The sequence below is a fragment of the Pseudomonas syringae pv. cilantro genome (assembly GCF_001293775.1).
GTDB classification, from domain to species: domain Bacteria; phylum Pseudomonadota; class Gammaproteobacteria; order Pseudomonadales; family Pseudomonadaceae; genus Aquipseudomonas; species Aquipseudomonas syringae_P.
Window position 1 is genome coordinate 18027 of sequence record NZ_LGLN01000086.1, and the last position, 26033, is coordinate 44059.

General features: G+C 61.0%; 14 protein-coding genes. 4 read left to right on the forward strand and 10 right to left on the reverse strand.

From position 1 onward, the window contains the following. Nucleotides 1-12 precede the first annotated feature (12 nt). Nucleotides 13-918 (reverse strand): glycosyltransferase family 2 protein, encoded by a 906-nt coding sequence (locus tag ABJ99_RS24015; protein ID WP_054087919.1) that lies wholly within the window; start codon nucleotides 916-918, stop codon nucleotides 13-15. Further along, nucleotides 911-2665, reverse strand: coding sequence for a carbamoyltransferase family protein (locus ABJ99_RS24020; RefSeq protein ID WP_054087920.1), 1755 nt, complete (start codon nucleotides 2663-2665; stop codon nucleotides 911-913). The genes ABJ99_RS24015 and ABJ99_RS24020 overlap by 8 nt, the downstream gene beginning before the upstream one ends. A 301-nt stretch (nucleotides 2666-2966) precedes the next feature. Between ABJ99_RS24020 and ABJ99_RS24025 the strand changes: the two genes are divergently transcribed. Further along, nucleotides 2967-9113 carry a membrane-targeted effector domain-containing toxin gene (locus ABJ99_RS24025; protein ID WP_054087921.1) on the forward strand — a complete coding sequence of 2049 codons (6147 nt, stop codon included), beginning with the start codon at nucleotides 2967-2969 and terminating at the stop codon, nucleotides 9111-9113. 9 nt (nucleotides 9114-9122) lie between these two features. Here the strand turns inward: ABJ99_RS24025 and ABJ99_RS24030 are convergent, their stop codons facing one another. The 8 genes from ABJ99_RS24030 to glnE form a co-directional block, all read right to left on the reverse strand. Then, nucleotides 9123-10568, reverse strand: coding sequence for a lipopolysaccharide kinase InaA family protein (locus ABJ99_RS24030; protein WP_054087922.1), 1446 nt, complete (start codon nucleotides 10566-10568; stop codon nucleotides 9123-9125). Next, nucleotides 10568-11347 (reverse strand): lipopolysaccharide kinase InaA family protein, encoded by a 780-nt coding sequence (locus ABJ99_RS24035; RefSeq protein WP_054087923.1) that lies wholly within the window; start codon nucleotides 11345-11347, stop codon nucleotides 10568-10570. The genes ABJ99_RS24030 and ABJ99_RS24035 overlap by 1 nt, the downstream gene beginning before the upstream one ends. Further along, a complete protein-coding gene (locus ABJ99_RS24040; protein ID WP_054087924.1) occupies nucleotides 11344-12078 on the reverse strand; it encodes a lipopolysaccharide kinase InaA family protein in 735 nt (244 codons plus the stop codon). Before ABJ99_RS24040 ends, ABJ99_RS24035 begins: the two co-directional genes overlap by 4 nt. Then, nucleotides 12078-12884 carry a lipopolysaccharide core heptose(I) kinase RfaP gene (gene rfaP / locus ABJ99_RS24045; RefSeq protein ID WP_054087925.1) on the reverse strand — a complete coding sequence of 269 codons (807 nt, stop codon included), beginning with the start codon at nucleotides 12882-12884 and terminating at the stop codon, nucleotides 12078-12080. Before rfaP ends, ABJ99_RS24040 begins: the two co-directional genes overlap by 1 nt. Next, nucleotides 12884-14005, reverse strand: a complete 1122-nt coding sequence (locus ABJ99_RS24050; RefSeq protein ID WP_054087926.1) for a glycosyltransferase family 4 protein — start codon at nucleotides 14003-14005, stop codon at nucleotides 12884-12886. The genes rfaP and ABJ99_RS24050 overlap by 1 nt, the downstream gene beginning before the upstream one ends. Beyond that, nucleotides 14005-15069, reverse strand: a complete 1065-nt coding sequence (gene waaC / locus ABJ99_RS24055) for a lipopolysaccharide heptosyltransferase I (RefSeq protein WP_054087927.1) — start codon at nucleotides 15067-15069, stop codon at nucleotides 14005-14007. Before waaC ends, ABJ99_RS24050 begins: the two co-directional genes overlap by 1 nt. Nucleotides 15070-15071: 2 nt before the next feature. After that, nucleotides 15072-16106: a lipopolysaccharide heptosyltransferase II gene (gene waaF, locus ABJ99_RS24060; RefSeq protein ID WP_054087928.1), complete on the reverse strand. Its 1035-nt coding sequence runs from the start codon at nucleotides 16104-16106 to the stop codon at nucleotides 15072-15074. Between the two features lie 129 nt (nucleotides 16107-16235). Next, nucleotides 16236-19193, reverse strand: coding sequence for a bifunctional [glutamate--ammonia ligase]-adenylyl-L-tyrosine phosphorylase/[glutamate--ammonia-ligase] adenylyltransferase (gene glnE / locus ABJ99_RS24065; RefSeq protein ID WP_054087929.1), 2958 nt, complete (start codon nucleotides 19191-19193; stop codon nucleotides 16236-16238). A 384-nt stretch (nucleotides 19194-19577) separates the two neighbouring features. Here glnE and aceE point away from each other — a divergent pair, with 384 nt between their 5' ends. The 3 genes from aceE (at nucleotide 19578) to dbpA (ending at nucleotide 25772) form a co-directional block, all read left to right on the forward strand. Beyond that, a complete protein-coding gene (gene aceE, locus ABJ99_RS24070; RefSeq protein WP_054087930.1) occupies nucleotides 19578-22223 on the forward strand; it encodes a pyruvate dehydrogenase (acetyl-transferring), homodimeric type in 2646 nt (881 codons plus the stop codon). A 142-nt stretch (nucleotides 22224-22365) separates the two neighbouring features. After that, a complete protein-coding gene (aceF, locus tag ABJ99_RS24075; protein ID WP_054087931.1) occupies nucleotides 22366-24015 on the forward strand; it encodes a dihydrolipoyllysine-residue acetyltransferase in 1650 nt (549 codons plus the stop codon). A gap of 377 nt (nucleotides 24016-24392) precedes the next feature. Then, nucleotides 24393-25772 carry an ATP-dependent RNA helicase DbpA gene (dbpA, locus tag ABJ99_RS24080; RefSeq protein ID WP_007252001.1) on the forward strand — a complete coding sequence of 460 codons (1380 nt, stop codon included), beginning with the start codon at nucleotides 24393-24395 and terminating at the stop codon, nucleotides 25770-25772. The last annotated feature ends 261 nt before the right edge of the window (nucleotides 25773-26033 follow it).

The window sequence follows — 26033 nt, forward strand, 5'->3', positions numbered from 1 at the left end:
GGACCACGCCCCTCACTTGAACAGCAGCCGCGCAGCCTTGCGGGTATACGACCAACGTGCGAGCGAGCGCCAGTCCGCGCGCAATGCTCTGGCATAAAACATCTTCGCGTTGGCGTAATCACCGGCACTGTAGCAATCACGGAACAGCGACAGGCAGCGCTGAGCAAGAAAAGGCTGACGCAGGTGTTGCAGCTCGGCAGGCATGCGCTCGGGCGAGAAGGCTTCGTCGACCACTTTCAGCCCGGAAGCCAGACTCTGCTTGAGGTCATGCCGCATGCTGTCGGCATGCTTGTGGATGATCGCCAGCGGCGCTTCCACGACACTGCACGGGAAGCGCGCCAGCACCTGGGCGAACACCGGAATGTCTTCGGCGTTGCGCAACTGTTCCGGGTACAGCCCCGGTTTGAACACCTCACGATGCATCGCGCAGGCCCCGTTGGACAGCGACACGGTCTTGTCCAGCAGATAGCCGCGCACGCGTTGCTCTGCATCGGCCGGCAGCGGTTTGGGGGTGTGCAGGACGCGGCGGCCATCGTCGAACGCCGACCAGTGCCCGCCAATAATCAGCCGACTGTCAGGGTGGCTGGCAATATGTTGCAGTAACGCCTGCAACGCATCAGCGGCCATTTCGTCATCGGCGTCCAGAAACACCAGAAACTGGCCCTGCGCCTCTTGTATGCCGCGATTGCGCACCGACGACAGTCCGCCATTGGGCTTGCGCAATACCTTGAAACGCCCCGGGTTATCGGCCTGCAACTGCTCCAGCACCTGCGGCGTGGCGTCGGTCGAGCCATCATCGATCACCCATAGTTCGGCACTGGCCTGATCCAGTTGCGCCAGCACCGAATTGACCGCGCGGGGCAAGGTGCTGGCGTAGTTGTAGGCCGGAATGACGACGCTGATCTGCAACTCAGTCAAGGCTCAGCCCTTCCACACCCTCTTTCACGACGAGAATGTCTTCCATGATCAGGTACTCCAGGTCCGAACCGAAGAACATGTTCAAGGCATCGGTCGGCGAGCAGATCATTGGTTCGCCACGACGGTTCAGCGAGGTGTTCAGCGACACGCCGTTACCGGTCAGGTCTTCCAGCGCTTTCATCATGTCGTAGTAGCGCGGGTTGTACTCGCGCTTGAGCACCTGGGCACGCGAAGTGCCGTCTTCATGGACGACTTCCGGCACGCGGGTTTTCCATTCTTCGGCGACTTCGAAGGTGAAGGTCATGAACGGCGCAGGGTGATCGATCTTGATCATCTGCGGTGCGACGGTGTCGAGCATCGATGGACAGAAAGGCCTCCAGCGCTCGCGGAACTTGATCTGGTGGTTGATGCGGTCGGCCACCCCGGTCACGCTCGGGCAACCGATGATCGAACGACCGCCCAGCGCGCGCGGACCGAATTCCATGCGCCCCTGGAACCAGGCAACCGGGTTGCCCTTGACCATGATTTCGGCGATCCGCTGCGGCGTGTTGTCGATCTGGCGCCAGACCGGCTTGCTCGGGTGGCGCGCACAGGCCGCGATCACATCTTCGTTGCTGTACGCGGGACCGAGGTAGACGTGCTCCATCTTCTCGACCGGCACACCACGGGCATGCGACACATAAGCCGCCGCGCCCACCGCCGTACCGGCATCACCGGACGCAGGCTGGACGAACAATTCCTTCACCTCCGGGCGGGCGATGATGCGCTGGTTGAGCTTGACGTTCAGCGCACAGCCACCGGCGAAGGCAATCTTGCCGGTTTCCTTGAGAATGTCGCCCAGGTAGTGATCCATCATCTGCAACGCGAGCTTTTCGAACAGCGCCTGCATGCTGGCCGCGTAATGGATATACGGCTCGTCGGCTACATCGCCGACACGCTTCGGCCCGAGCCATTCGATAAGCTTCGGCGAGAAGTAGAAGCCCTTGCCGTTCTCTTTATAGCGACGCAGACCGATGACGTTGGCCAGTTCGGTATTGATGATCAGCTCGCCATTCTCGAAGGTCGCCAGACGCGAAAAATCGTACTTGCCGGCATCACCATACGGCGCCATGCCCATGACCTTGAACTCGCCGTCGAGCATTTCGAAACCGAGGAATTCGGTGATAGCGCCGTACAGGCCGCCCAGCGAGTCCGGATCGAAGAATTCCTTGATCTTGTGGATCTTGCCGTTTTCGCCGTAGCCGAAAAAGGTGGTCGCGTACTCGCCCTTGCCGTCGATGCCCATGATCGCGGTTTTCTCGGTGAAACCGGAGCAGTGGTAAGCGCTGGAAGCGTGGGCCAGGTGATGCTCGACCGGCTCGATCCTGATTTTTTTCGGATCGAAGCCCAACTGCTCGAGACACCAGACAATCTTGTTGCGGTAGCGCTTGTAACGGCGGTTGCCCATCAGCAGCGCGTCGAGTGCACGATCCGGCGCGTACCAGTAACGCTTGGCATAGTGCCAGCGCGCCTTGCCGAACAGGCTGATAGGCGCGAACGGAATGGCGACCACATCGACGTCCGATGGCTTGATGCCTGCCTGCTCCAGACAGAACTTCGCCGACTCGTAGGGCATGCGGTTCTTTGCGTGCTTGTCGCGAACGAAGCGCTCTTCTTCGGCCGCTGCGATCAGCTTGCCATCGATGTACAGCGCTGCGGAAGGATCATGGCTAAGGGCGCCGGACAGGCCAAGGATCGTCAATGCCACTGGGGTCTAGCCTCTTTGTCTGCACACAGGCGCATCGCGCCCGAGAAAAGGTGTGCCCCCGCACAGCGGGCTGAGGGCAGCTAAAGGGCGGGATTATAACGTAATGACCGAGGATTGGCTCGACGGCCTGAAATGTCCCGCAGAGCGCTCGTCAAACAGTGTCGGAAACGTCTCTTTCGCGGTGCTCGATAACTATCTACGACGTGCTGCCCGCTGCTTCTGATTAATTGAGGCCCATCAACTGGCAGCCCTGTGGCTGCCGTTCAAACCTCAGCGCCTGAAGGCGCAACGGGAAGTTTTCATGACACAAACACTGCCCCCTGTTGTTCTCAACCCTGCTGCTCTCACTCCTATTGCTCTTACCCCGGTCCCTCTGACCCCTGCCGATACCTGGCCCGTCGCATCGGCGGCCTTGGGCAGACTCGACGAGCTGCGCATCTTGCTGACCAGCGAACTGCAAGCGCTGCCCACCCCCGGCGAAGGCTTGCTGACGGCCATCAACACAGCCAACCTGCCTCAGCGAGAGCAGGAGATTGCCAGCCTGCTGCAACAGATCGATGATTACTGGAGCGCAACCGGTGAAACCGGCGAGCGCCGTCGCGACCGGCTGGTGCCTGCCTTGCAGCGCTCCCTGCGTGATGAAGCGAGCGTCAGGGTTCACGAACGCGATCTTGAAAGTGGCTACCTTGCCTGCCTGCCCGCCGCGCCCGACGAGCCGCAAGAGCAGCCACTCAGTTACTACTCGCTGACGATACAACTGCATGACGATGAGCAACTGGAGCTGGCCGGCGCGCTGGCAATATCGCAAGGCCAGGACCGCACGGTGCTGGTCCTGCCAGGACTCGGCATCATGGGTTTCGCCAGTCAGGCCCTGATGGGGCACACGCTGGCACGCTGGCTCAACACGCCGACGCTGCAAGGCGGGCTTTTGAACACGGTCGAACGCCAGCAGCAGGAACGCCTGAACGAGATCACTCAGGACGCCGACCTGTATCTGGAGCCCTTCACTGCTGCCGACGTGCAGTTGCAGCACCTGACTACTGACCCGTTCGGGCAGGCGCTGGATCGCCTGCTGAACAAGCAGCGCAAAGACATTCGCTACGCCTGCGAGCGAGCTGATATCACAGACCCGCAGCAGCGTCAGGCGTTGATTCAGCAAGCCATCAACCTTCAAGGCCTGCTGGGCCCCGCCGCCCTGCTGGAGCTGCGAGAACTCGCCAACCGGCAGCGTCAGTACCTGCGAAACCTGCCGAACTGGATGAAGATCGCCAGCGAGGCCGACCTCAAGACCTACGCCGGTTACCTGCGCAGTTATGACGATGCGCATGCAGCCATGCTCAGCGTGATGGGCAGCGCGGCGCCACCTGAACAATTTGCCGAAGCGCACCTGCGCAGGCGCCTGGCGGACGATCTGGGCCACGATCTTGACCCGCACGCCCTGACCGTCGACACGCTTCGCACGCTGCCGTTGAGCCACGAAACTTACCGCATAAGCCGCTCGCTGGTTCAACTGGCGCTCTACGGCCTGCACCCGGATGACGAGCTCGCCGGTTCGGACTTCCTCGAGCACACCGTCATCCGCCTGAATGACGCGCCGTTGCCTGAGACGTACTCGACGATCACCCCGGCGTATCTGGCGAGCCTGATCATCGGGCTGGAGCTGCGCACGACCTTTGGCGAGTTTCAGCGAACGGCCTATCAACGGGAACACAACCAGCAGCTGCTGCGCATGCTGGCGCGCACCCGACTGAGTGCACTGGCCTGGGCGGCGAAGATGCAGGGGCATATTCGTCCCGAGGACTTCGTCATCGTTGCAGCGTCGACACAGGACACACCAGACCCCGCACTGCGCGTGCAACAGGTGCGTCTGAACGGGCATAACGTGATGGCCCGACTATTGGTGTTTCGCAGGCAGGACGCGCAAGGCCGGACAGAACGACTGATCATGGTCGCGCTGGACGCTCCGGGCCAGCCGTTCAAGGCGTTCGACAGTGAAACCCAACTGCTCCATGAAGTGGTCGGCTGGACAGCCTCGCCCGCGATGACTGCCTGGCTGCTCGATCAGGTGCATGCCGCTGCCCGCCCTGAACTGGCACAGCTACTGGAAGCCCTCAAGCAGAAACCGCAACCCGCGAAAGACTTCCTGCAGTTCATCGATCACCCGGACAGCGACGCGGCCCTGCGCAGCTTTACCGACGAACAGACGCAAGTGATGCTTTCCGGGCAGGCCAGCCATACCCCGGACTGGTATCTGCGCGCCAGTCGTGAACAGCGCCGTGAGTTGCTGGCCCTTGAGGAAACCATTGAAGGCGCACTCGGCAACTACCAGGCACTGCCCCATGCTCGGGTTCAGCCATTCAAGCACTACGTTCATCAGCGTGCCAGCGAGCAGATCGCCAGACTGCTGAATGTCCCGGTCGGCGCGGTGAACCCGGACTTGGTGGTGATCACCAGCGAGCGCGAAACACTGACGTACACCGACATGCTGCTCAACGGCTACGACGACAGCATTGATCCATTTCGCAGCTCCGCCGACACCCAGGCCACCTTCAGCGGCCCGCAAGGCGTCGATCTGAGCGCGCTGTCGCCCGCGGCGGTGGCAGGCTCGGTACGCGGCCAATGGCTGGCGGACGGCTATATTGCGCAGGTCAGGAATACCCTGCTGAACACTGAACATGCCGGTTATGCCGAGCGTCGTCAGGCCAGCGTGCTGATCACTCAATTGCAGATGAAGGCCGCCGCACTGCGCAGTGTTCTGAAAGGCCACATCGAGGCGGCGCAATACACCTGGCTGAAACAATCGCTGGACGCCATGCACCTGAACGACACGGCCTCTCGCGGGGAGTATCCGCTCTATCCGCTGCAAATCCACATCGACAAACCGCTGATCGCCTCCGGGCTGAGCGACATCGATCAACTGGTCATTCCGACCCCGCTGCTCACCCACATTGAAACCGTGCAGGGGTGCCTGGTGATCCTGCCGACGCAGATTCGCCACGCGGCATTGCTCTATACGCCGCAGGCACCTGACGGCATCGAGTTCCGTCTGTTCGGCGACTTCGTGCGCTCGCTGAGCACCGACGGCATGATCGATTATTACAAGGATCGCTGCCGCATCAAGGCGCGCCGAACCCTGTCGTTTTTCCTGCGCGACATGCAGCAAGGCAATGCCAACAAGCCGCCCGTCATTCCCAAGGCGTTCATTTCCGACGTTGCCGACACCTGTTACAACCGCCCTCTCGAACGCAGGTTGCGTGACGTGGAAGAGACCACCACCGGCCGCAACGACATGTTGTCCCAACTGATCTGGACCAGTGTCGAGATCATCGCCACGGCGCTGACCCTGCCCTTCCCGCCGGCCAGCTTTGCGGTCGGCACCCTGCTGACGTTGCACGACAGCGGCCGGGCAATTGCCGCCTTGACGGAAGGCGAACATGGCCGCGCTGCGGCTTACATCGTGTCGGCACTGTTCAATGGCCTCGGCGCAGGGGGCGATCTGCTCAACGGCCTGAAAGGTTTTGGCGGCGTGCTGCATAACCTTGAGCAAAGCCGTGAATCAGCGCCGGTGCTGCGCTCGTTTCAGCACCAGTCTTCCCTGCCGCGCTACGAGGATCTGTACCCGGCAGAACTGCAAGAGCAGGTCTTTCTGCTCGGCAAGCCCAACGTCAACGGACACGCCCCGGTGTTCCACGCACCCACTGTCGCGTCTGCCCCTCCGAGGGCAACCGGTCAGTTTGCCGTGCAACGCGCCGGCGGTGCCTGGCAGCCGCTGCTTTCCTTGCCTGAAGCCAGGCCCCGAGCGCCCTCTGGCCTGCGCACCGAGCTGGCGGTCGACCTGTCGTTGCGCGACGTACCGCGCATCACTGCCGGCCATGCAACAGGCGTGTGCGTGGTCAACGGCAGACATTATGTCGAGCTGTCCGGCAGCACGTTCCAGGTGCAGTACAACACGCAGTTGCGCGGCTGGCAGATCATTGATCCGCAGAATCCGTTCGCCTTCTTCGGCAATCAGCCGATTCGCCTCGATCAACAAGGACAATGGCAGCTTGTCGAACGCCGGCGCCTGCGTGGTGGCGGCATCGGCGACTCGAACTACGCCATCCTGCCGGATGAACTGCCGGGATCCAGAACCGGTTCGATTCCGGGCGAATACGAAATGCCGCCCGCCATGCAGGCGGGCCTGGAGGTTGTACTGAGCAACAAGCCCTATGACCCGACCGGGATCGGCATGGAGACCTATTTCGAAAGCTATTTTGACGAGCTGCGGCAGAGCTTCGTGGCCCGTCGGGAAAAACTCTATCAGGACGCCCGGACATTTCTCGCCGAATTCACTGCGCCACCCAGGCCGCAGTTACCTCCACTGCCGCAACCGGTGGCTGTCGACAACCTGATCGAGCATGTCTTCGCACATGGCAACGGCCTGATCTTCAGTGAGGCGCCAAAGTCAGTCGCCAGCAAACGATTGTTGCTCCTCAGTATGCCGCTGTTGGCCGAGCAGCGCGTCGAGGTTCTGTACATTGAACACCTGCTGACCGACAAGCATCTGACCAAACTGGCCAGGTATCGTCATCTGGGCAAAAAGAGTCGTTCCGGTTCTCACGAAATCAAACATTACCTGAACGATCTCAACCGTGGCGCATTGAACAATTCGAGCACAGATTACGATTACTACCATGTGATCAAGGCTGCCCATCGCTATGGCATCGAGGTGCGGCCGTTCAGTTCGTCGATCAGCTACCCGTTCAACGGCCATCCGGTGGCGGGCGCAGTCAACGACCCTGTTGCTGCGCAAAAAATGAGCAACTTCTTCGGCCATACACTTATCAACAGAGACATCGCATCCGCTCCGTCAAGGCGCTGGGTCGCCCTGCTCGATCAGAAACTGGCCACTGCAACCGATGAGGTTCCCGGCATTGCCGACCTGCAGGGCGTGGTCAGCGTGCACGTTCAGGACGTCCCTGCCGGTCGCCCGACGCGGATTACCCAAGGCAACAGCGGATTGCCCGGTCAGCACATGCCGGCCCGCAGCGACTTCACCATCGCGTTTTCCGATCCGACGCTGATTGTGCCCACCGCCCCACTGCCGTCGCCCACACGTCTGGACGACCTGTTGCGGCGAGAACTGAAAGGCTCATCCGCCAGCGCCGATGGCGAGCACTGGGCAGGTCAGTACGGTTTCGTCCAGGGAGAATCAGGCATCTGGGCGCGTGTCGTTCCCGAAGACTGGAGTGTCGAGAATTCAGTGACCGCGATCCAGCAATCGCTGGCCGACGCGGTCTATGAAATGCCACTGGATACCCGGACGAACCTGCACAGGCTGGCGAACTTCGAAAAGAAAGGGCTCGATATGAATTATTTTTTCGACGACCCTGAACTGGACGCCGTGCGTCACACCTTCGCCTCGCGCCGCAAAAAGCTGCAAACCGACGCCGCCGCGATCAGCGCTATTCAACTGCCGCCGCGCCCGACCTTGCCTGCCGTCAACCCTCAGACGAGTCTGCCTGAGCTGTTTGAAACGCTTTATAGCCACACCGACGGCATCGTGATCGGCGAGTCGCACTTTTCCGTCGCCAGCAAGAAAATGATCATCGACAACCTGCCGCTGCTCGCGCAGCAAAACGTCAAGACGCTGTACATGGAGCACTTGCTGACCGATCTGCATCAGGCGGATCTGGACCGCTTCTTCGAAACCGGCCAGATGAGCAAAAACCTGCTTCACGACCTGAAGGTACTTGACCGTGGGCATCGCACCGACCCGGACAAGATCTACACGTTCGAGCAACTGGTCATCAAGGCGCGACAGCAGGGCGTCGAAGTCAGGGCCATCGACTGCGCAGCCAGTTACCACCTCGATGACATCGCCAGCGAAGATTCCCTCACCCGCCAGCAAATGATGAATTATTTTGCGTCGCGCACGATGCGCAAGCATCAGGAGGTCATGGGCTCGCACAAATGGATCGCGCTGGTTGGCAACAGTCATTCCAATGTCTATCAGGGCGTCGTGCCAGGCATTGCCGAGCTGGAGGGCGGCATCGGTCTGCGGGTCATCGATGTAGCACCAGGACACTCAGGGGGTGTCACGCTGGATCCGGGAGAGCTTGTTTCGGGCAACATCGGGGCCACCAGGGTCCATATCAAAGGCGATTATCGGGTAGAAATGGAGGTGTTGCGTGTAAGAAATGCCGTTCGGCCGCCTCAACCGCTCACCCTTGAGCAACGGCTGGCCAGACCGGGAATGTTTCTCGTGGAGCAGGGCAAAGACAATTTGCAAACCATTGTCCATCGCGCTCGCGACACCTGGATTCACCGTACCCCGGTGCTGGTCAATGCCGAGGGCAAACTGTATCTGGAGCGCGTGAGGTGGCCACGCATCCATCTCATCCCGTTCGATGACATGGACGCGTTGGTGAAAGCGCTGGAGGAGATGAATCTGACCCGGATCGCCTGACGCGCGGGCTCAGGCTGGCGTGATCTTTGGCAGGCGGTGCTCCAGCAACTGGTGCAGCGCACTGCCTGGCGGCCAGTTGCGCATGAAGCGCGCCCGGTCACGGGCATAGGCCGACGCGAAAGACGCTTGCGAACTGTGCTGCTGCATGGCGTCCAGATCAATCAGCGCCCAGCGATTCTGATGCCAGAACAGGTTATGCCCCTTCAGATCGCCATGACTGATGCGCTCGCGAATGAGCTGGCTGAACAGCGTATCCAGCGCCAACAATTCGTCCTCTGGCGCATCGCCGCTTTGCACATGAGGCGCGAAGCGTTCGATGATGTCCGGCCCGTCGAGAAATTCGGTCACCAGCCAGGCCTTGCTGCGCAAGCCCAGAAAACGCTGCTCCTGCACCGCCAGCGGTTTTGGCGTGGCGATGCCCAGAAACCTCAGCCGGTTGCTCTCGCGCCAGGAATGCCAGGCGCGGCTGGGGCGCCAGAAACGCTTGAGCCAGTGGGTGAAATTCTTGATGTTGTAGCGTTTGATAACCAGCGTGTGGCCACTGACGTCGACCCGGCCTACGCTCGCAGCGCCACCGGTCTTGTACAGGTGGCCCTTGTCGAGCAACGCATCCGCCTGCTCCAGCACCGGCAGCATGGCGGCCTCTTCGTTACGGCGAATCGCACGAAACACCGAAGCCGTGTCCTTGACGCTGAACAGGCTGCAATCGCGCACCGTCTTGCTCATGAAATCCCTGAGTCGCCAGCCACGAACCTTGTCGATCTGCTTTTGCAGCGGTTCCATGGGCAGACCGTGCTCGGCGTTGCTCAACAGATAATGCACCAGCAGCTCTTCGGTGAACGGTTCGAACGCTCTGGGCAATTGCGCAAAGAACACGCCGAGGTTTTCCAGCACTTTCTGCCGGGACAGAGGCTTTCCGGCCTGTTCGGCACGAATGCCCGCGCCGTCGATCAGGTACAGGTGCCCGTTATGGCGCAACAGGTTATCCAGGTGCAGGTCTTCCTGCCACAAGCCCTTGGCATGTTGCAGCGCAATAGCCGTCAGTGCTTCGCCGAGGACCGCTTGCTGTTCGTCGGCCAGCGGCGGCAGGTCCTGCACGTTGGCCCAGGCATCGCCCAGGCTGGGGGCTGGCTGCAGAAATTCGAACAGCAGCCAGCCGCCCTCGCCTTCCTGCAAGCCGTCGGCCAGCAACAACGGGGTTTTCAGGCCTTGTCCGGCCAGCAACCGCACGCCCGTCAGTTCACGCTGAAAGTGCCGGGCGGCCTTGTCGCCGACCAGCAGTTTGGCCAGTACCGAGCGGCCACGCCATACGCCCGCGCCGACGTAGCGCTGGCCCGGCAGTACCCGCAGCAGTGTCAATAATTGCAGTTCAGCCGTGCCCGCAGCATCCGCCAGAGAAAGGCTCATCGGTAACTCGGGGGTGCGCCCGGCGTTCTTGAGTTCAGACAAGCGCATCAGTGGATCTCATTCTGGTCACGGTGTTGGACGATACGTTTATGCAGGCCGCGTCTACCCAGCAACACGCTCCAGGTCTCAACCTGGGGACTGTCGATCGCAGCCTTCAGGTAGGCAGCCAGAAATTCACGCTGTTCGTCATCACTCCACACATGGCAGCGACGCAGCAACGGCTCCAGATCCTTGATCAGGTCGCGCTTGCCGAACAGCACCGGGCGGGTCTTTTCCAGATCGATCAACTGCGCTTGATACACATCACCTTGAGCCTGCAGAAAGATGTGCTTGGGATAGAAGCAGCCGTGCATCTGCCCGGCCTTGTGCAAGGTGCGCGCCAGCCGGCCGCAGGCGTAAAGGATTGCGCTGCGCTCGGCGGCAGGCAGCCCGGACCATTCCAGCAACAGCGTGTACAGCTCCGTCCAGCCATCCAGGGCCCGGGTCATCAGGATCGCCTGACGCTCGCCGTTGAAACGGCGCTCACCATAAAAGGCTGCCTGCAACGCCGGAATACCCAGCTTCTGATAGCGGCGGATATTACGAAATTCCCGGCAGAACGAGGGCTCGCCCAGCGGGTAGTGCAGCGTGTGAGTCAGATAATTGCTCTGACGCTTGAGGTAAAAGCTTCTGTCGTCCAGATCAAGACGGAACACGCTGCTCCAGCCGCCGCGCCCGGTATTGGGTTCGTCGACCGCGTCAAGCTGAAGATTCCATAGCGATTCAAAATCAACCAGGCCGTGGCGCTCCAGTAAGGGCCGATCGGCACTGGCAATAAATACGCTCATTCACGGCCCTCGAAAAAGCTGACGATGTGTCGAATACGTTTTTTGTCGGAGGCGTTCAAACGCGCTCGCTGGCGGTACTGCAAATAAAAGCGCAGGCGCTGGGTGGCCGACAGATGATACTTGGCAACCTTGTCCAGACACGCCAGATCCTTGGTGATCCGGTAGCGCAGCAGAAAGCTCCACCAGAATGCACCGTTGGGGCAATCGATGAAAAACAGCTTGCCCAGATTATCGACCAGCAGGTTGCGCCATTTAAGGTCGTTATGCGTGAAATGCCTGTCGTGCATGATGCGCGTATAGGCCGCCAGCTGGCGGCTGACACCGTCGACCCACTGCCGGTCGGCCAGCAGCGGGTCCTTGCGCTTGGCCAGCACTGACAAATCCACGGTGTTAGGCAGTTCACGGGTGATCAGCGCACCGCGGTCATAGGCCGCCCCGTTGCGCTCCAGCCCCCAGGCCACTACCTCGGCCGTGGGAATGCCCCAGGTGGCGAAACGCCTGAGGTTCTGCCACTCGGATTTGACCCGTGGCCTGCCCATGTAGCGACGCAGGCCCTTACCGGCGCTGACGTAGCGCTTGACGTAATAATTGACCCCGGCGCGCTCGACGCGGATGACTTCGGACAGCGGGTCGCGGGTCAGGCGCTGGCCTTCCAGGGCGAACACCGCGTCCAGGCTGCCGAAGTCGCGATCAAGGAACGCGTATTCGGGTTCGAGCTTCCAGCCTGCCATCAGAGCGCATCTCCATATCGCACTTTACGTTGATACAGCTTGTCGGCTTTTTTATCCAGCCAGGTCAGCAACGACGCTTCCTTGAGCAGTATTTCCCGCAACGGCTTCTGAAAGTAGTCCTTGAGAAAGCGCAGTTTGTCACGCCGGGTCAGGCCGATGTCCAGAGCTGAAAAATACAGCGCGGCCAGGTCCTTGTTGCGCCAGCGCGGCGTGATCGCCCACCGGGTCTGGGCGCGGTGCAGGTCGATGACCGACAGCCTGAAATCATCAGCCGTCACCGGTTTGTCGGTGTGCAACAGGAAATGGCAGATGTAACAGTCGCGATGATTGACACCTGCCCGGTGCATCATCCCGACCAGTCGCGCCACTTCGGCAATGAACGCCCTTTTCAGGCGTGGCTCGGGCGGCTCGCTGCGCCAGTTGAGGCTGACGTCCTCAAGGCTGATGGTCGGTGCCAGCTCTTCGGTGACGATGAAAGAATGCTGCGCGGCAGGATTGCTGCCGCGCTCGCCGTAGGCCACGGCGGTCATGGTTGGCACCCCGACTTCGTGCAGGCGCTCGATGGCGTCCCACTCTTTGCCCGCGCCCAGCACCGGCAGCTTGGCCGTTGCCAGGTTCTTGGCGATCTCGCCCCAGCCGATGCCGCGGTGGATCTTGACGAAGTAACCGCGCCCGTCGACTTCAGTGCGCAGCGTGCGACGCCCTTCCAGCTCGCGGTACACCTCACCGCTCAGGCCCTCGACCTCGGCGAACGCATCGCGCCCGGCCCACAGGCTCTTGAACGGTTCAGCAAGGAACAGCTTCATCAATAGTGCTCCGCCAGAATCACATCCGCAGCGTGTTGCGGCATGCTGTAAAGGTCCGCCGTGTCAGCGAATGCCAGGCCGTTGCGACGCCAGGCGCTGCGCGCGGTGTCGTCCGACAGCATGCTGGCCAGATAGCGATTGAGCTGAGCCTGATCGAACGGCTCGTCCAGGACCCGACCGCAATCGGCTTCGGCAATGTAGTGGGCATAACCGCAGACCGCGCTGACCAGCACCGGCAACCCCGCCACCAGCGCTTCGAGCAGCACAGTGCCGGTGTTTTCGTTGTAGGCCGGATGAATCAGCAGGTCGGCACCGAGCAGAAAACGCGGAATGTCGCTACGCCCTTTCATGAAGGTCACCTGATCGCCCAGACCGAGCGTGGCGCTCTGCAGCTGGAATACTTTGGGGTCGTCCTGACCGATTACAAACAGACGGGTTCGCTTCTTCAGTTCCGCAGGCAACGACGCCAGCGCTTTAAGGCTACGATCGACGCCCTTCGTCTTGAAACCGGAGCCGATCTGCACCAATAGCAGCGCATCGTCGGCCAGACCGAATTCCTTGCGAAATTCGGCACGAATCTGCGCCGCGTCCGGCGGCGCGCGACGATCCTGGGAAATGCCCGGCGGCAGCAGATGGAAACGTGATAGCGGCGTGTCGTAGTGCTTGATGAACAACGGCTGCTGCACTTCGGAAATCATCAGTACCTGGGTGTTCGATTCCCTGGCGAACACCGCGCGCTCGTAATCGGCAAAATGGCGATAACGCCCCCACTTGCGATACAGCGGGCTGCGCAGGTTCTGCGCCTTGTCTTCGAAACAACCGTCGGCGGCGTAATACACATCCAGCCCCGGCATCTTGTTGAAGCCGATCAGACGGTCGACCGGGCGCCGGGCCAGATCCGCTTCCATCCAGGCAGTAAGCTTTTCGTTACGCCGATGATTGAAGAATGCCTTGACCGGCGCGACCAGCACTTCGAAGCCGGGCGGCACCTCGCCTTCCCAGATCAGCGTGTAGACGCGAATCTGATGGCCACGCTGCTGGCATTCCAGCGCGATGCGCATGAAATCGCGTTGCAGGCCGCCAAACGGGAAATATTTGTAAAGTACGAAAGCCAGTTGCATCAGCCAGGTTCCTTTGCCAGCAACAGCGCGCCCAGTTGGCTCGCTACTCGCTCGGGATTCAAACGAGTGAAGCACAATGGCCACTCGCGTTTAAGGTCGAACCGGCGCTGATCATCGGCGGTCGGTTGGTACGTGCATTTCTTCTGCAGGCAGGGCGCACAGCCCGGATAGTCGCTGGCCAAATGCACCTGAGACTTGCCGTAAGCCCCGGTCAGCCCCGGATTGGTCGGGCCGAACAGGGAAATGGTCGGTACATCCAGCGCCGCAGCCAGGTGCCCGATGCCGGTATCGACCGCGACGCAGGCCTGGGCACTGGCCAATACACGCGCCACCCCCGCCAGATTCAGCTTCGGCAGCACATGCGCGCTGTCGAGGCCGTCGGCAATGCGCTCGGCGCGGGCTTTCTCTGTCGGATTTCCCCACGGCAGCCGTACCTGAAAACCGCGCGCAGCCATCAATTCGGCCAGCTGTCGCCAATACGTCTCGGGCCAGTGTTTGGTGTCCCAGGTCGTGCCGTGCAAGAACAGCACAAAAGGTGCTTGCGGCGCATCGTCAAGCGCAGCGAGTGGCTTGAGACCGTAATCGCCCACGCCAACCGGCAACGGATAACCCAGCGCCTGCGCGAACAACTGGCGCAGCCGTTCGACGGCATGCTGCCCGCGTGCCACCGGCAAGACGCGGTCATAAAAGCGGCTGGCAAGCGGCTCGCGCGCCGAATCACGGTCCAGACCGGCCACTGGCGCGTCGATGTAGCGCGTCAGCCAGGCACTCTTGAACAGCCCTTGAGCATCGATCACCAGGTCGTAACGCTGCTCGCGCAGCCGATCCTTGAAGCGCCGCCATTCGCCCGAGCGAAACGTCTGCCAGAGGTGCTTGCGCCAACGGCGGATCGCCACCGGGATCACTCTATCGACCGCCGGGTGCCAGGCGGGAATTTCGGCAAAACCTTCTTCCACCACCCAGTCGAAGCGAATACCGGGCAGCGCCCGCGCCGCATCGGTCAGCGCGGGCAAGGCGTGGATGACATCACCCAGCGAGGAAGTCTTGATCAGCAGTACCCGCAAAATCAGGCAACCTCCACCGGGGTGATGTTCAGGCGGGTCAGCGCCTGAATCACGGCGTCCGGCTCAAGCAGACGCATGCAGTTGTAATGGCCGAAACGGCAGGTGCGCTCAAAGCACGGGCTGCATTCAAGCCCGAGGCGGACCACTTCGACTTCATCGGCCAACGGCGGCGTGAAGCCCGGCGAGGTCGAGCCATACACCGCCACCAGTGGCCGGTTGAGCGCCGCCGCGACGTGCATCAGGCCGGAATCGTTGGACACCACCGCGTCGGCGCAGGACAGCAGGTCAATGGCTTCGGCGAGCGAGGTTTCGCCACTGAGGTTGACGGACTCTTCGCGCAGGCCGGGAATCAATTCCTGACGAATGCTTTCGCCAACCGGATGATCCTTCTTCGAACCGAACAGCCAGACCTGCCAGCCTTCGCGAATGCTGGCTTCAGCCACTTGCGCGTAATGCTCGGCCGGCCAGCGCTTGGACTCGCCAAACTCGGCACCGGGGCACAGCGCCAGTACCGGACGGTCGAGGGTCAGGCCGAACTTGCTCAAGGCAGCGTCGCGTGTCGCGGGGTCGATGCGCAGATCGGGCCTGGGATAGGGGCGCGGCAATTCAGCGCCCTTGTCGAAGGCCAGCGCCATGAAGCGCTCGATCATCAGCGGGTAGCGCTGTTTGTCGAGGGTGCGCACGTCGTTGAGCAAGCCATAACGGAATTCGCCGCGCCAGCCGGTGCGTTTCGGGATACCGGCAAAAAACGGCACCAGCGCCGATTTCAGCGAGTTGGGCAACAAGATGGCCTGATCGTACTGGCCAGCCAGCGACTTGCCGATCCGGCGGCGGGTCGCCAGTTCGAGCGCCCCATGGCCGAGCGGAAAGCTGAGCGCTGCGCGCACCTCGGGCATGCGCTCCAGGATCGGACGACTCCATTCAGGGGCCAGCACGTCGATTTCGCACTCGGGATGACGCTGCTTCAGGCACTGGAACAGCGTTTGCGCCATCACCATGTCACCGACCCAGCTAGGCCCAACGATCAGAATTTTCATGTTCCATCCAAAAACGACCAGAAACGATCAGGGAGGCCGATCAGACTGCGTGACATTCCCACACAATCTGTCGCCTCCCTGTCATAGCTTTATAGAACGTTGCACTGACACAGAGCGTTGCCTCGAGGCTCAGCTCAACCCCATCTGCGTCCAGATCCGCATCACTTCACGCCGCTGGGTGTGAAACTGATCGCCGCTGACCACTCCGGCCTGCTTCTGCAGAGCCTGACGGTGTGCCGCCGAACGATAGGCCTTGTAGGCCTCGCGCAACAGGCTGGCATCCGCATCGTGCAACAGCCCCGCATCCTCCAGCCCTTCAAGAATCCGGATGTTGTCGGTGTATTGCAGCAGCGCGGGATGCTCTCTCGACCACGCCAAGGCGGCGTATTGCACCATAAATTCGATATCGACGATACCTCCGGCATCCTGCTTGAGGTCGAACGGCATCGACGCCTCGAAGGCATTGACCGCCCTGCCCGCCGCTGTCGCCCGGGTGCCAAGGTTATCGCGCATCTTGGCGCGCATCTCGCTGACTTCGGCACGTAATGTGTCCAGATCGCGCTCGCGGCCCAATACCGCAGCGCGGACTTTCTCGAATTCACGACCGACATCCGGGCTGCCGGTCAGTACCCGGGCGCGCACCAGCGCCTGATGCTCCCAGGTCCAGGCTTCATTGGACTGATAGCGCGCAAACGCGCCGAGCGAGCTGACCAGCAGCCCGGAAGCGCCGGAGGGTCGCAGGCGCATGTCGACGTCATATAACTGACCGGAGTTGGTCTGGGTGGTCAGCAAATGAATCACTCGCTGCCCGAGCCGGGTGAAAAACTGCGCACTGTCGATGGGCCTGGCACCGTCGGTTTCGGCCTGCAGATCACCGTCATGAATGAACACCAGGTCCAGGTCGGAACCATGCCCCAGTTCGATGCCGCCAACCTTGCCGTAACCGACAATCACGAAGCCCGGATCGCACAGTGTTCCGTCCGGGCGCAACGGCGTGCCATGACGCGCCACGCTGTAGCGCCAGGCCAGCGCCAGCACCTGATCCAGAATCGCTTCGGCCAGCCAGGTCAGGTAATCACTGACTTTCATCAACGGCAGGCTGCCGGAAATTTCCGAAGCCGCCACCCGCAGGCTGTGAGCCAGTTTGAAATGCCGCAGGGCTTCCATTTGCTGCTCGAGGTCGTCCTCGGGAATACGGATCAGCCGCTCACGCAGCTCAGCGGCCAGTTCCGGAGCCATGGGCGGGCTGAACAGACGACCTTCGTTGAGCAGCTCATCGAGCAACAGCGGGAAGCGCGCGATCTGCTCCGCGATCCACGGGCTCGCCGCGCACAGGGTCAGCAATTGCCGCAATGCATCGGGGTTTTCGGTCAGCAGCACCAGATACGCCGAGCGCCGCGCGACCGCTTCGACCAGTGGCAGCACGCGCTCAAGGACCAGATCGGGCTTTTCATGCTCTACCGCCTGCGCCAGCAACCTTGGGATAAACGCGTCCAGACGCTCACGACTGAGGCGCTGCATCGAGCGCAGACTCGGGCTGCTGCGCAGACTGGCCAGGCCTTTGAGCGCTTTGTCGGCATTGACGAAACCGGCCTGCTGCAACTGACGGCCAGCGGCCTGTTCGTTCTGCGACTCTTCCCACAGCGGCAACCACTCGCCGCCGACCACCACTTCGCTGTCGTCCTCTTGCTCGTCGTCAGGATCAGAGTCCGGGTCGGCAATGACCTGACGGAAATGCCAGGACACCCGGCCGCGCCAATACATCAGCCGCTCGTGGAAGCTGGCCCAGTTGCCAAAACCCATGATCAACGCGATACGCGCCTGATCCTGCTCATTGTCGGGCAGCATTTGGGTCTGACGGTCGGCGATGGCCTGGATCGCATGCTCGGTGTAACGCAGGAATTCATAGCCTTCACGCAGCTCCTCGGTCACCGCCGTGGGCAGATAGCCCTGCCCTTCGAGCGTCTTGAGCACTTTGAACAGCGGACGCTGTTGCAGGCTCAGGTCACGGCCGCCGTGGATCAACTGGAAGGCCTGGGCGATGAATTCCACTTCGCGGATGCCTCCGGCACCCAGCTTGATGTTTTCCGCCATGCCCTTGCGCTTCACTTCCTGTTGAATCAGCTGCTTCATGGTGCGCAGCGCTTCGATGGCCGAGAAGTCCAGATAACGGCGGTAGACGAACGGGCGCAGCATTTCCAGCAATTCGGCACCCGCCGCCTGATCGCCACCGACCACCCGTGCTTTGATCATCGCGTAGCGTTCCCAGTCGCGGCCCTGATCCTGGTAATACTGCTCCAGCGCATTGAAGCTGAGCACCAGCGCCCCGGATGAACCGTAGGGCCGCAAGCGCATGTCGACGCGGAACACAAAACCATCGACGGTCACCGGGTCCAGCGCCTTGATCAGCCGCTGGCCCAGACGAATGAAAAACTCCTGATTATCCAGCGCACGCTTGGTGCCTTGCGTCTCGCCACCCTCCGGGTAGGCGAAGATCAGGTCGATGTCCGACGACAGGTTCAATTCGACCGCGCCGAGCTTGCCCATGCCGAGGATAACCATGTGCTGCGGCGACCCGGAATGACGCCCGGTCGGCGTGCCGAATTGTTGGCAATGGCGCAGATAAAGCCACTGATAGGCGAGATCGATCGACGCATCAGCCATTTCCGAGAGATCACGGCAGGTTTCGATCAGGTCGGCCTGACGCGTCAGGTCGCGCCAGATAATCCGGACTTGCTGGCGTGTGCGCTGTCGACGTAGATTACGCCCCAACTCGTCGTCGCTGACTGTGTTGTGCAATGCTTCGGCAATTTGCCCACGCAGCTCACCGGCAGAGAAGCTACGCTCCAGCTCGCCCGCTTCGGCCAGTTGCAGCAGCATCTGCGGGTCACGGCAGACGTGTTCGGCGACAAAATCGCTGGCGGCGCAGACCCGGTCGAATGCCTTGCGCCGCGCGTCGGGCCAGGCCTCGAACGATGCCAGCGCTTCGTCCGACACGTCGGCCAGTGCAGTCCGGAAGGATTGCCGGGCGCGAGTGATCAATGGCAGCAGAATGGCCGGAAATTCGGCCAGTGAAGGTAGGCTCATGATCTATCCTTGATCGGCGTGCAAACGGCCGCTCGTCGTGAATGCGAGACGCGTCTGCCAGCACCGCTTGTCGAACAAAGGTTATAAATTGCTGGAAAAATCAAATTAGAAGCATAAAAATTCGCTTTTTACCTGCAAGATATTCAATAGCGGTTAACAGTAACGTTTTAAGTTACAACACGACAGGAGCGTTTAAGACGCTTCTCTGTAGTTTTACTACTGGGTCAGTTATCCGGAGGGCTGAAATCGTCGTCGATTTGTAGTAAAACTACACGCCGCCGGATCCCACCTACCGGTAATCCAAGAATTTATGTCGTCTGCCCACAAGGCCAGTCGCAAACTCAGGCAACCGATTCTGGAAGCCTTTCCGCCCTGGAGCAAGCCATGCAAGACCTCGATCCCGTCGAAACCCAGGAATGGCTGGACGCCCTGGAATCGGTTCTCGACAAAGAAGGCGAAGACCGCGCTCACTACCTGATGACCCGTCTGGGCGAGCTGGCCACCCGTAGTGGTTCGCAGCTGCCGTACGCCATCACCACGCCATACCGCAACACGATTCCTGTCACCCACGAAGCACGCATGCCTGGCGACCTGTTCATGGAACGCCGCATTCGCTCGCTGGTGCGCTGGAACGCATTGGCCATGGTTGTCAAAACCAACATCGGCGACCCGGATCTGGGCGGCCACATCTCCAGCTTCGCCTCCAGCGCTACCCTGTATGACATCGGCTTCAACTATTTCTTCCAGGCCCCGACCGACGAACACGGCGGCGACCTGATCTACTTCCAGGGTCACGCATCGCCAGGCGTCTACGCCCGTGCGTTCCTCGAAGGCCGCATCACTGAAGACCAGATGAACAACTTCCGTCAGGAAGTCGACGGTAACGGCCTGTCTTCTTACCCGCACCCGTGGTTGATGAAGGATTTCTGGCAGTTCCCGACTGTTTCCATGGGTCTGGGCCCGATCCAGGCGATCTACCAGGCACGCTTCATGAAGTACCTGGAGCACCGCGGTTACATCCCGGAAGGCAAGCAGAAAGTCTGGTGCTTCCTGGGCGACGGCGAGACCGACGAGCCGGAATCACTGGGCGCCATCGCCCTGGCCGGTCGCGAGAAGCTCGACAACCTGATCTTCGTCGTCAACTGCAACCTGCAACGTCTCGACGGTCCGGTTCGCGGCAACGCCAAGATCATCCAGGAACTGGAAGGCGTGTTCCGCGGCGCACAATGGAACGTCACCAAAGTCATCTGGGGCCGGTTCTGGGACCCGCTGCTGGCCAAGGACGTCGACGGTATCCTGCAACGTCGTATGGACGAAGTCATCGACGGCGAATACCAGAACTACAAGGCCAAGGACGGCGCGTTCGTCCGCGAGCACTTCTTCAATTCGCCTGAACTCAAGGCGATGGTTGCCGATCTGTCGGACGACGAGATCTGGAAACTCAACCGTGGCGGCCACGACCCGTACAAGGTCTACGCGGCGTATCACGAAGCCGTCAACCACAAGGGTCAACCGACCGTGGTTCTGGCCAAGACCATCAAAGGTTATGGCACCGGGGCTGGCGAAGCGAAAAACACTGCGCACAACACCAAGAAGGTCGATGTCGACAGCCTGCGGCACTTCCGTGACCGTTTCGACATTCCGGTCAAGGACGCCGAGCTCGAATCCCTGCCGTTCTACAAGCCGGAAGAAGGCAGCGCCGAAGCCCGTTACCTGAGCGAGCGTCGTGCTGCGCTGGGTGGCTTCGTGCCACAGCGTCGCGCGCAGAGCTTCAGCCTGCCGACCCCGCCGCTCGACACCCTCAAGGCCATCCTCGATGGCTCGGGCGACCGTGAAATTTCCACCACCATGGCGTTCGTGCGCATCCTGACGCAACTGGTCAAGGACAAGGAAATCGGTCAGCGCATCGTACCGATCATTCCGGATGAAGCCCGTACCTTCGGCATGGAAGGCATGTTCCGCCAGTTGGGCATCTACTCGTCGGTCGGCCAGCTCTATGAGCCAGTCGATAAAGAACAAGTGATGTTCTACCGCGAAGACAAGAAAGGCCAGATTCTCGAAGAAGGCATCAACGAAGCGGGCGCCATGTCCTCCTTCATCGCTGCCGGTACGTCGTACTCCAGCCACAACCAGCCGATGATTCCGTTCTACATCTTCTACTCGATGTTCGGTTTCCAGCGTATCGGTGACCTGGCGTGGGCCGCTGGCGACAGCCGCACCCGTGGCTTCCTGATTGGCGGCACCGCCGGCCGTACCACGCTGAACGGCGAAGGTCTGCAGCACGAAGACGGTCACAGCCATATCCTGGCGTCGACCATCCCGAACTGCCGCACCTTCGACCCGACGTACGGTTACGAACTGGCAGTGATCATCCAGGACGGCATGCGCCGGATGTTCGAAGAACAGCAGGACGTTTTCTACTACCTGACCGTGATGAACGAATCCTACGCCCAGCCCGCCATGCCGGCCGGTGTGGAAGAAGGCATCGTCAAGGGCATGTACCTGCTCGAAGAAGACACCAAGGAAGCGGCGCACCACGTCCAGTTGCTGGGCTCGGGCACCATCCTGCGTGAAGTTCGCGAAGCGGCGAAGATTCTCCGTGACGAGTTCAACATCGGCGCTGACGTGTGGAGCGTGACCAGCTTCAACGAACTGCGCCGCGACGGTCTGGCGGTAGAGCGCAACAATCGCCTGCACCCTGGCCAGAAGCCGGAGCTGAGCTACGTCGAGCAGTGCCTCAACGGTCGCAAAGGCCCGGTCATCGCTTCGACGGACTACATGAAACTGTTCGCTGACCAGATTCGTCAGTGGGTTCCGACCAAGGAATACAAAGTCCTGGGCACCGACGGTTTCGGCCGTAGCGACAGCCGCAAGAAGCTGCGTCACTTCTTTGAAGTCGATCGTCACTTCGTGGTGCTGGCAGCCCTGGAAGCCTTGGCTGATCGTGGCGATATCGAACCTAAAGTCGTGGCGGAAGCCATCCTCAAGTTCGGCATCGATCCTGAAAAACGCAATCCACTGGACTGCTAAGAGTCTGCTTCAAGAGCGCTGATCAGAGCGTAAACAGCCGAGGATGCGGAATTTACTCAGCGTAAATGAGCATCCAACGCTGTTTCGTTGTAACTGAACCAGCGTATTCGTGAGTGAACAGGTTCTCCTAAGGAGAGACATAGTGAGTGAGTTAATTCGCGTACCCGACATCGGCAACGGTGAAGGTGAAGTCATTGAATTGATGGTCAAGGTTGGCGATCGTATCGAAGCCGACCAGAGTGTTCTGACCCTTGAGTCGGACAAGGCGAGCATGGAAATCCCGGCTCCCAAGGCTGGCGTCATCAAGGCCATGAAGGTCAAGCTGGGCGACCGCCTGAAAGAAGGCGACGAGCTGTTCGAGCTGGAAGTGGAAGGCGAAGCCGCTGCCGCGCCCGCTCCTGCTGCCGAACCGGCCGCAGCAGCTGCTCCTGCCGCTGCTGAAAAGCCTGCCGAAGCCGCTCCGGCTCCTGCAGCCGAGCCCGCTCCGGCGGCTGCCGCGACCGTTCAGGACATTCATGTTCCGGACATCGGTTCGTCGGGCAAGGCCAAGATCATCGAACTGATGGTCAAGGTCGGCGATTCCATTCAGGCTGATCAGTCGCTGATCACGCTGGAGTCCGACAAGGCCAGCATGGAGATCCCGTCTCCGGCCGCAGGCGTTGTGGAAAGCATCGAAGTCAAACTGGATCAGGAAGTCGGCACCGGCGACCTGATTTTGAAGCTGAAAGTCGAAGGCGCTGCGCCTGCTGCTGCCCCGGCTCCAGCCACCAGCGCACCGGCGGCCGCACCGGCCAAGGCTGAAGCGGCTGCTCCGGCCGCTGCTCCTGCGCCGAAAGCCGACGCTGCACCGGCTCCGGCCGCACCGGCCAAAGACGGCGCCAAGGTTCATGCAGGCCCGGCGGTTCGTCAGCTGGCCCGCGAATTCGGCGTCGAGCTGAGCGCGGTCAGCGCCACAGGCCCGCACGGTCGAGTGCTGAAAGAAGACGTTCAGGTTTACGTCAAAGCCATGATGCAGAAGGCCAAAGAAGCTCCAGCTGGCGGCGCAAGCGGCGGCTCTGGCATCCCGCCGATCCCGGAAGTCGACTTCAGCCGTTTCGGTGAAATCGAAGAAGTGCCGATGACTCGCCTGATGCAACTGGGCGCCTCGGGTCTGCACCGCAGTTGGCTGAACATTCCGCACGTCACGCAATTCGACCAGGCTGATATCACTGACCTGGAAGCTTTCCGTGTCGCGCAGAAAGGTGCTGCCGAGAAAGCTGGCGTCAAGCTGACCGTGCTGCCGCTGCTGCTCAAATCCTGCGCACATCTGCTCAAGGAACTGCCGGACTTCAATGCATCGCTGGCACCCAGCGGCAAGGCCGTGATCCGCAAGAAGTATGTGCACATCGGTTTTGCCGTGGACACCCCGGACGGTCTGCTGGTCCCGGTCATCCGCGACGTCGATCAGAAGAGCCTGTTGCAACTGGCAGCCGAAGCCGCCGCACTGGCTGAAAAAGCGCGTAACAAGAAGCTGACCGCAAACGACATGCAGGGCGCGTGCTTCACCATCTCCAGCCTCGGCCACATTGGCGGCACCGGCTTCACGCCGATCGTCAACGCGCCGGAAGTGGCGATCCTCGGTGTTTCCAAGGCAACCATCCAGCCCGTCTGGGACGGCAAAGCCTTCCAGCCGAAACTGATGCTGCCCCTGTCGCTGTCCTACGATCACCGCGTGATCAACGGCGCAGCCGCTGCCCGCTTCACCAAGCGCTTGAGCGAATTGCTCGCGGACATCCGCACAATCCTGCTGTAAGCCAGCCAGGCCCGCCACACGGCGGGCCTGGCAATACCCCTTTGCGAGCTGCCACGCTCGAACCTCAACCCCGCCCTCCAGCGGGGATTTTTTTGTCTGGACCTGTCGTTGCATCAAGTCCTCTTTTGATTCTGGCCGAAGGCCGTGGGAGCGAACTTGTTCGCGAAAGGGTCGTTCTGCTCGCCGAAAATGCATCGNGCCCGGTCCGCTCCCACGCCCTTCGGGCAGAGGCCTCGCTTTCAAGAATTTCAGGACTCCTGTATTACGGCGTGGGCATGCCGTTCAGGCCACTCTGCGTACGATTACGAGCGGTCGGTGCCAGGTCTGGCTGACGGGTGATACACTGCGCGACATTTTTGTTTTGCAGGTCCACCGTCGTGACTAACACCGCTTTCAATTCTCTGCCCCTGTCCGCTGCCATGCTGGCTAACCTGGAGTCGCTTGGTTATGCCGAGATGACGCCGATTCAGGCGCAGAGCCTGCCGGTGATCCTCAAGGGCATGGACCTGATCGCGCAAGCCAAGACCGGTAGCGGCAAGACGGCGGCCTTCGGTATCGGCCTGCTCAACCCGATCAACCCGCGTTTCTTCGGCTGCCAGGCACTGGTCATGTGCCCGACCCGCGAGCTGGCGGATCAGGTGGCCAAGGAAATCCGTCGGCTGGCGCGCTCGGAAGACAACATCAAGGTGCTGACCCTCTGCGGCGGCGTGTCTTTCGGCCCGCAAATCGGCTCACTGGAACACGGCGCGCACATCATCGTCGGCACGCCCGGCCGTATTCAGCAGCATTTGCGCAAAGGCTCGCTGGTGCTGGACGGTCTGAACACGCTGATTCTCGATGAAGCCGACCGCATGCTGGACATGGGTTTCTACGATTCCATCGCCGACATTATCGAGCAGACCCCGCAACGTCGTCAGACCCTGCTGTTCTCGGCCACCTACCCGGTCGGCATCAAGCAGCTGTCGTCGAAGTTCATGCGCGATCCGCAAACCGTGAAAGTCGAAGCGCTGCATGCCGACAGCCAGATCGAGCAGATTTTCTACGAAATTTCCCCGGAGCAGCGTCTGGAAGCCGTGGTCAAGGTGCTTGGCCATTTCCGCCCGACGTCTTGCGTGGCGTTCTGCTTCACCAAGCAGCAGGTTCAGGAAGTGGTCGATCACCTGACCGCCAAGGGCATGTCTGCAGTCGGTCTGCATGGCGATCTGGAACAGCGTGATCGTGATCAGGTGCTGGCGATGTTCGCCAACCGCAGCACCTCGGTACTGGTCGCCACCGATGTGGCCGCACGTGGTCTGGACATTGATGCGCTGGACATGGTGATCAATGTCGAGCTGGCGCGTGATTCGGAAATCCACATTCACCGCGTCGGCCGTACCGGTCGTGCTGGCGAGAAAGGCATCGCGGTCAGCCTCGTGGCGCCGTCGGAAAGCCAGCGCGCCCGCGCCATCGAAGAATTACAGAAAGCCCCGTTGAACTGGCAGCAGTACGACAACCTGAGCATCAAGGAAGGCGGCAAACTGCTGCCGGCCATGACGACGCTGTGCATCGGCTCGGGCCGCAAGGACAAACTGCGTCCGGGCGATATCCTTGGCGCACTGACCGGCGAAGCCGGCATTCCGGGCACCCAGGTCGGCAAAATCGCGATCTTTGACTTCCAGGCCTATGTCGCCGTCGAACGCAGCATGGCCAAACAGGCGCTGGAGCGTCTGAACAACGGCAAGATCAAAGGCAAGTCGTTGCGCGTGCGGATTTTGTAAAGTTTATCATTGACCCTGATAGTCCCTACACTCCGCGCCGAGCGTCATATACAGGCCCCGAAGGGCCCGAAAAAGCGGTTTTCAGGCTTCTGCCCGCAGGGCGTGGGAGCGGACCGGGCGACGCTTCGCCTGTTCGCGAAGACGGTAGTTCAGACGATAAATCTTCGGAGAACATACCGGCCCTTTCGCGAACAAGTTCGCTCCCACGGCCTTCGGCCAGAATCAAAAACAGGCTTGTGTATAGCTTAGCGCGGAGCATGG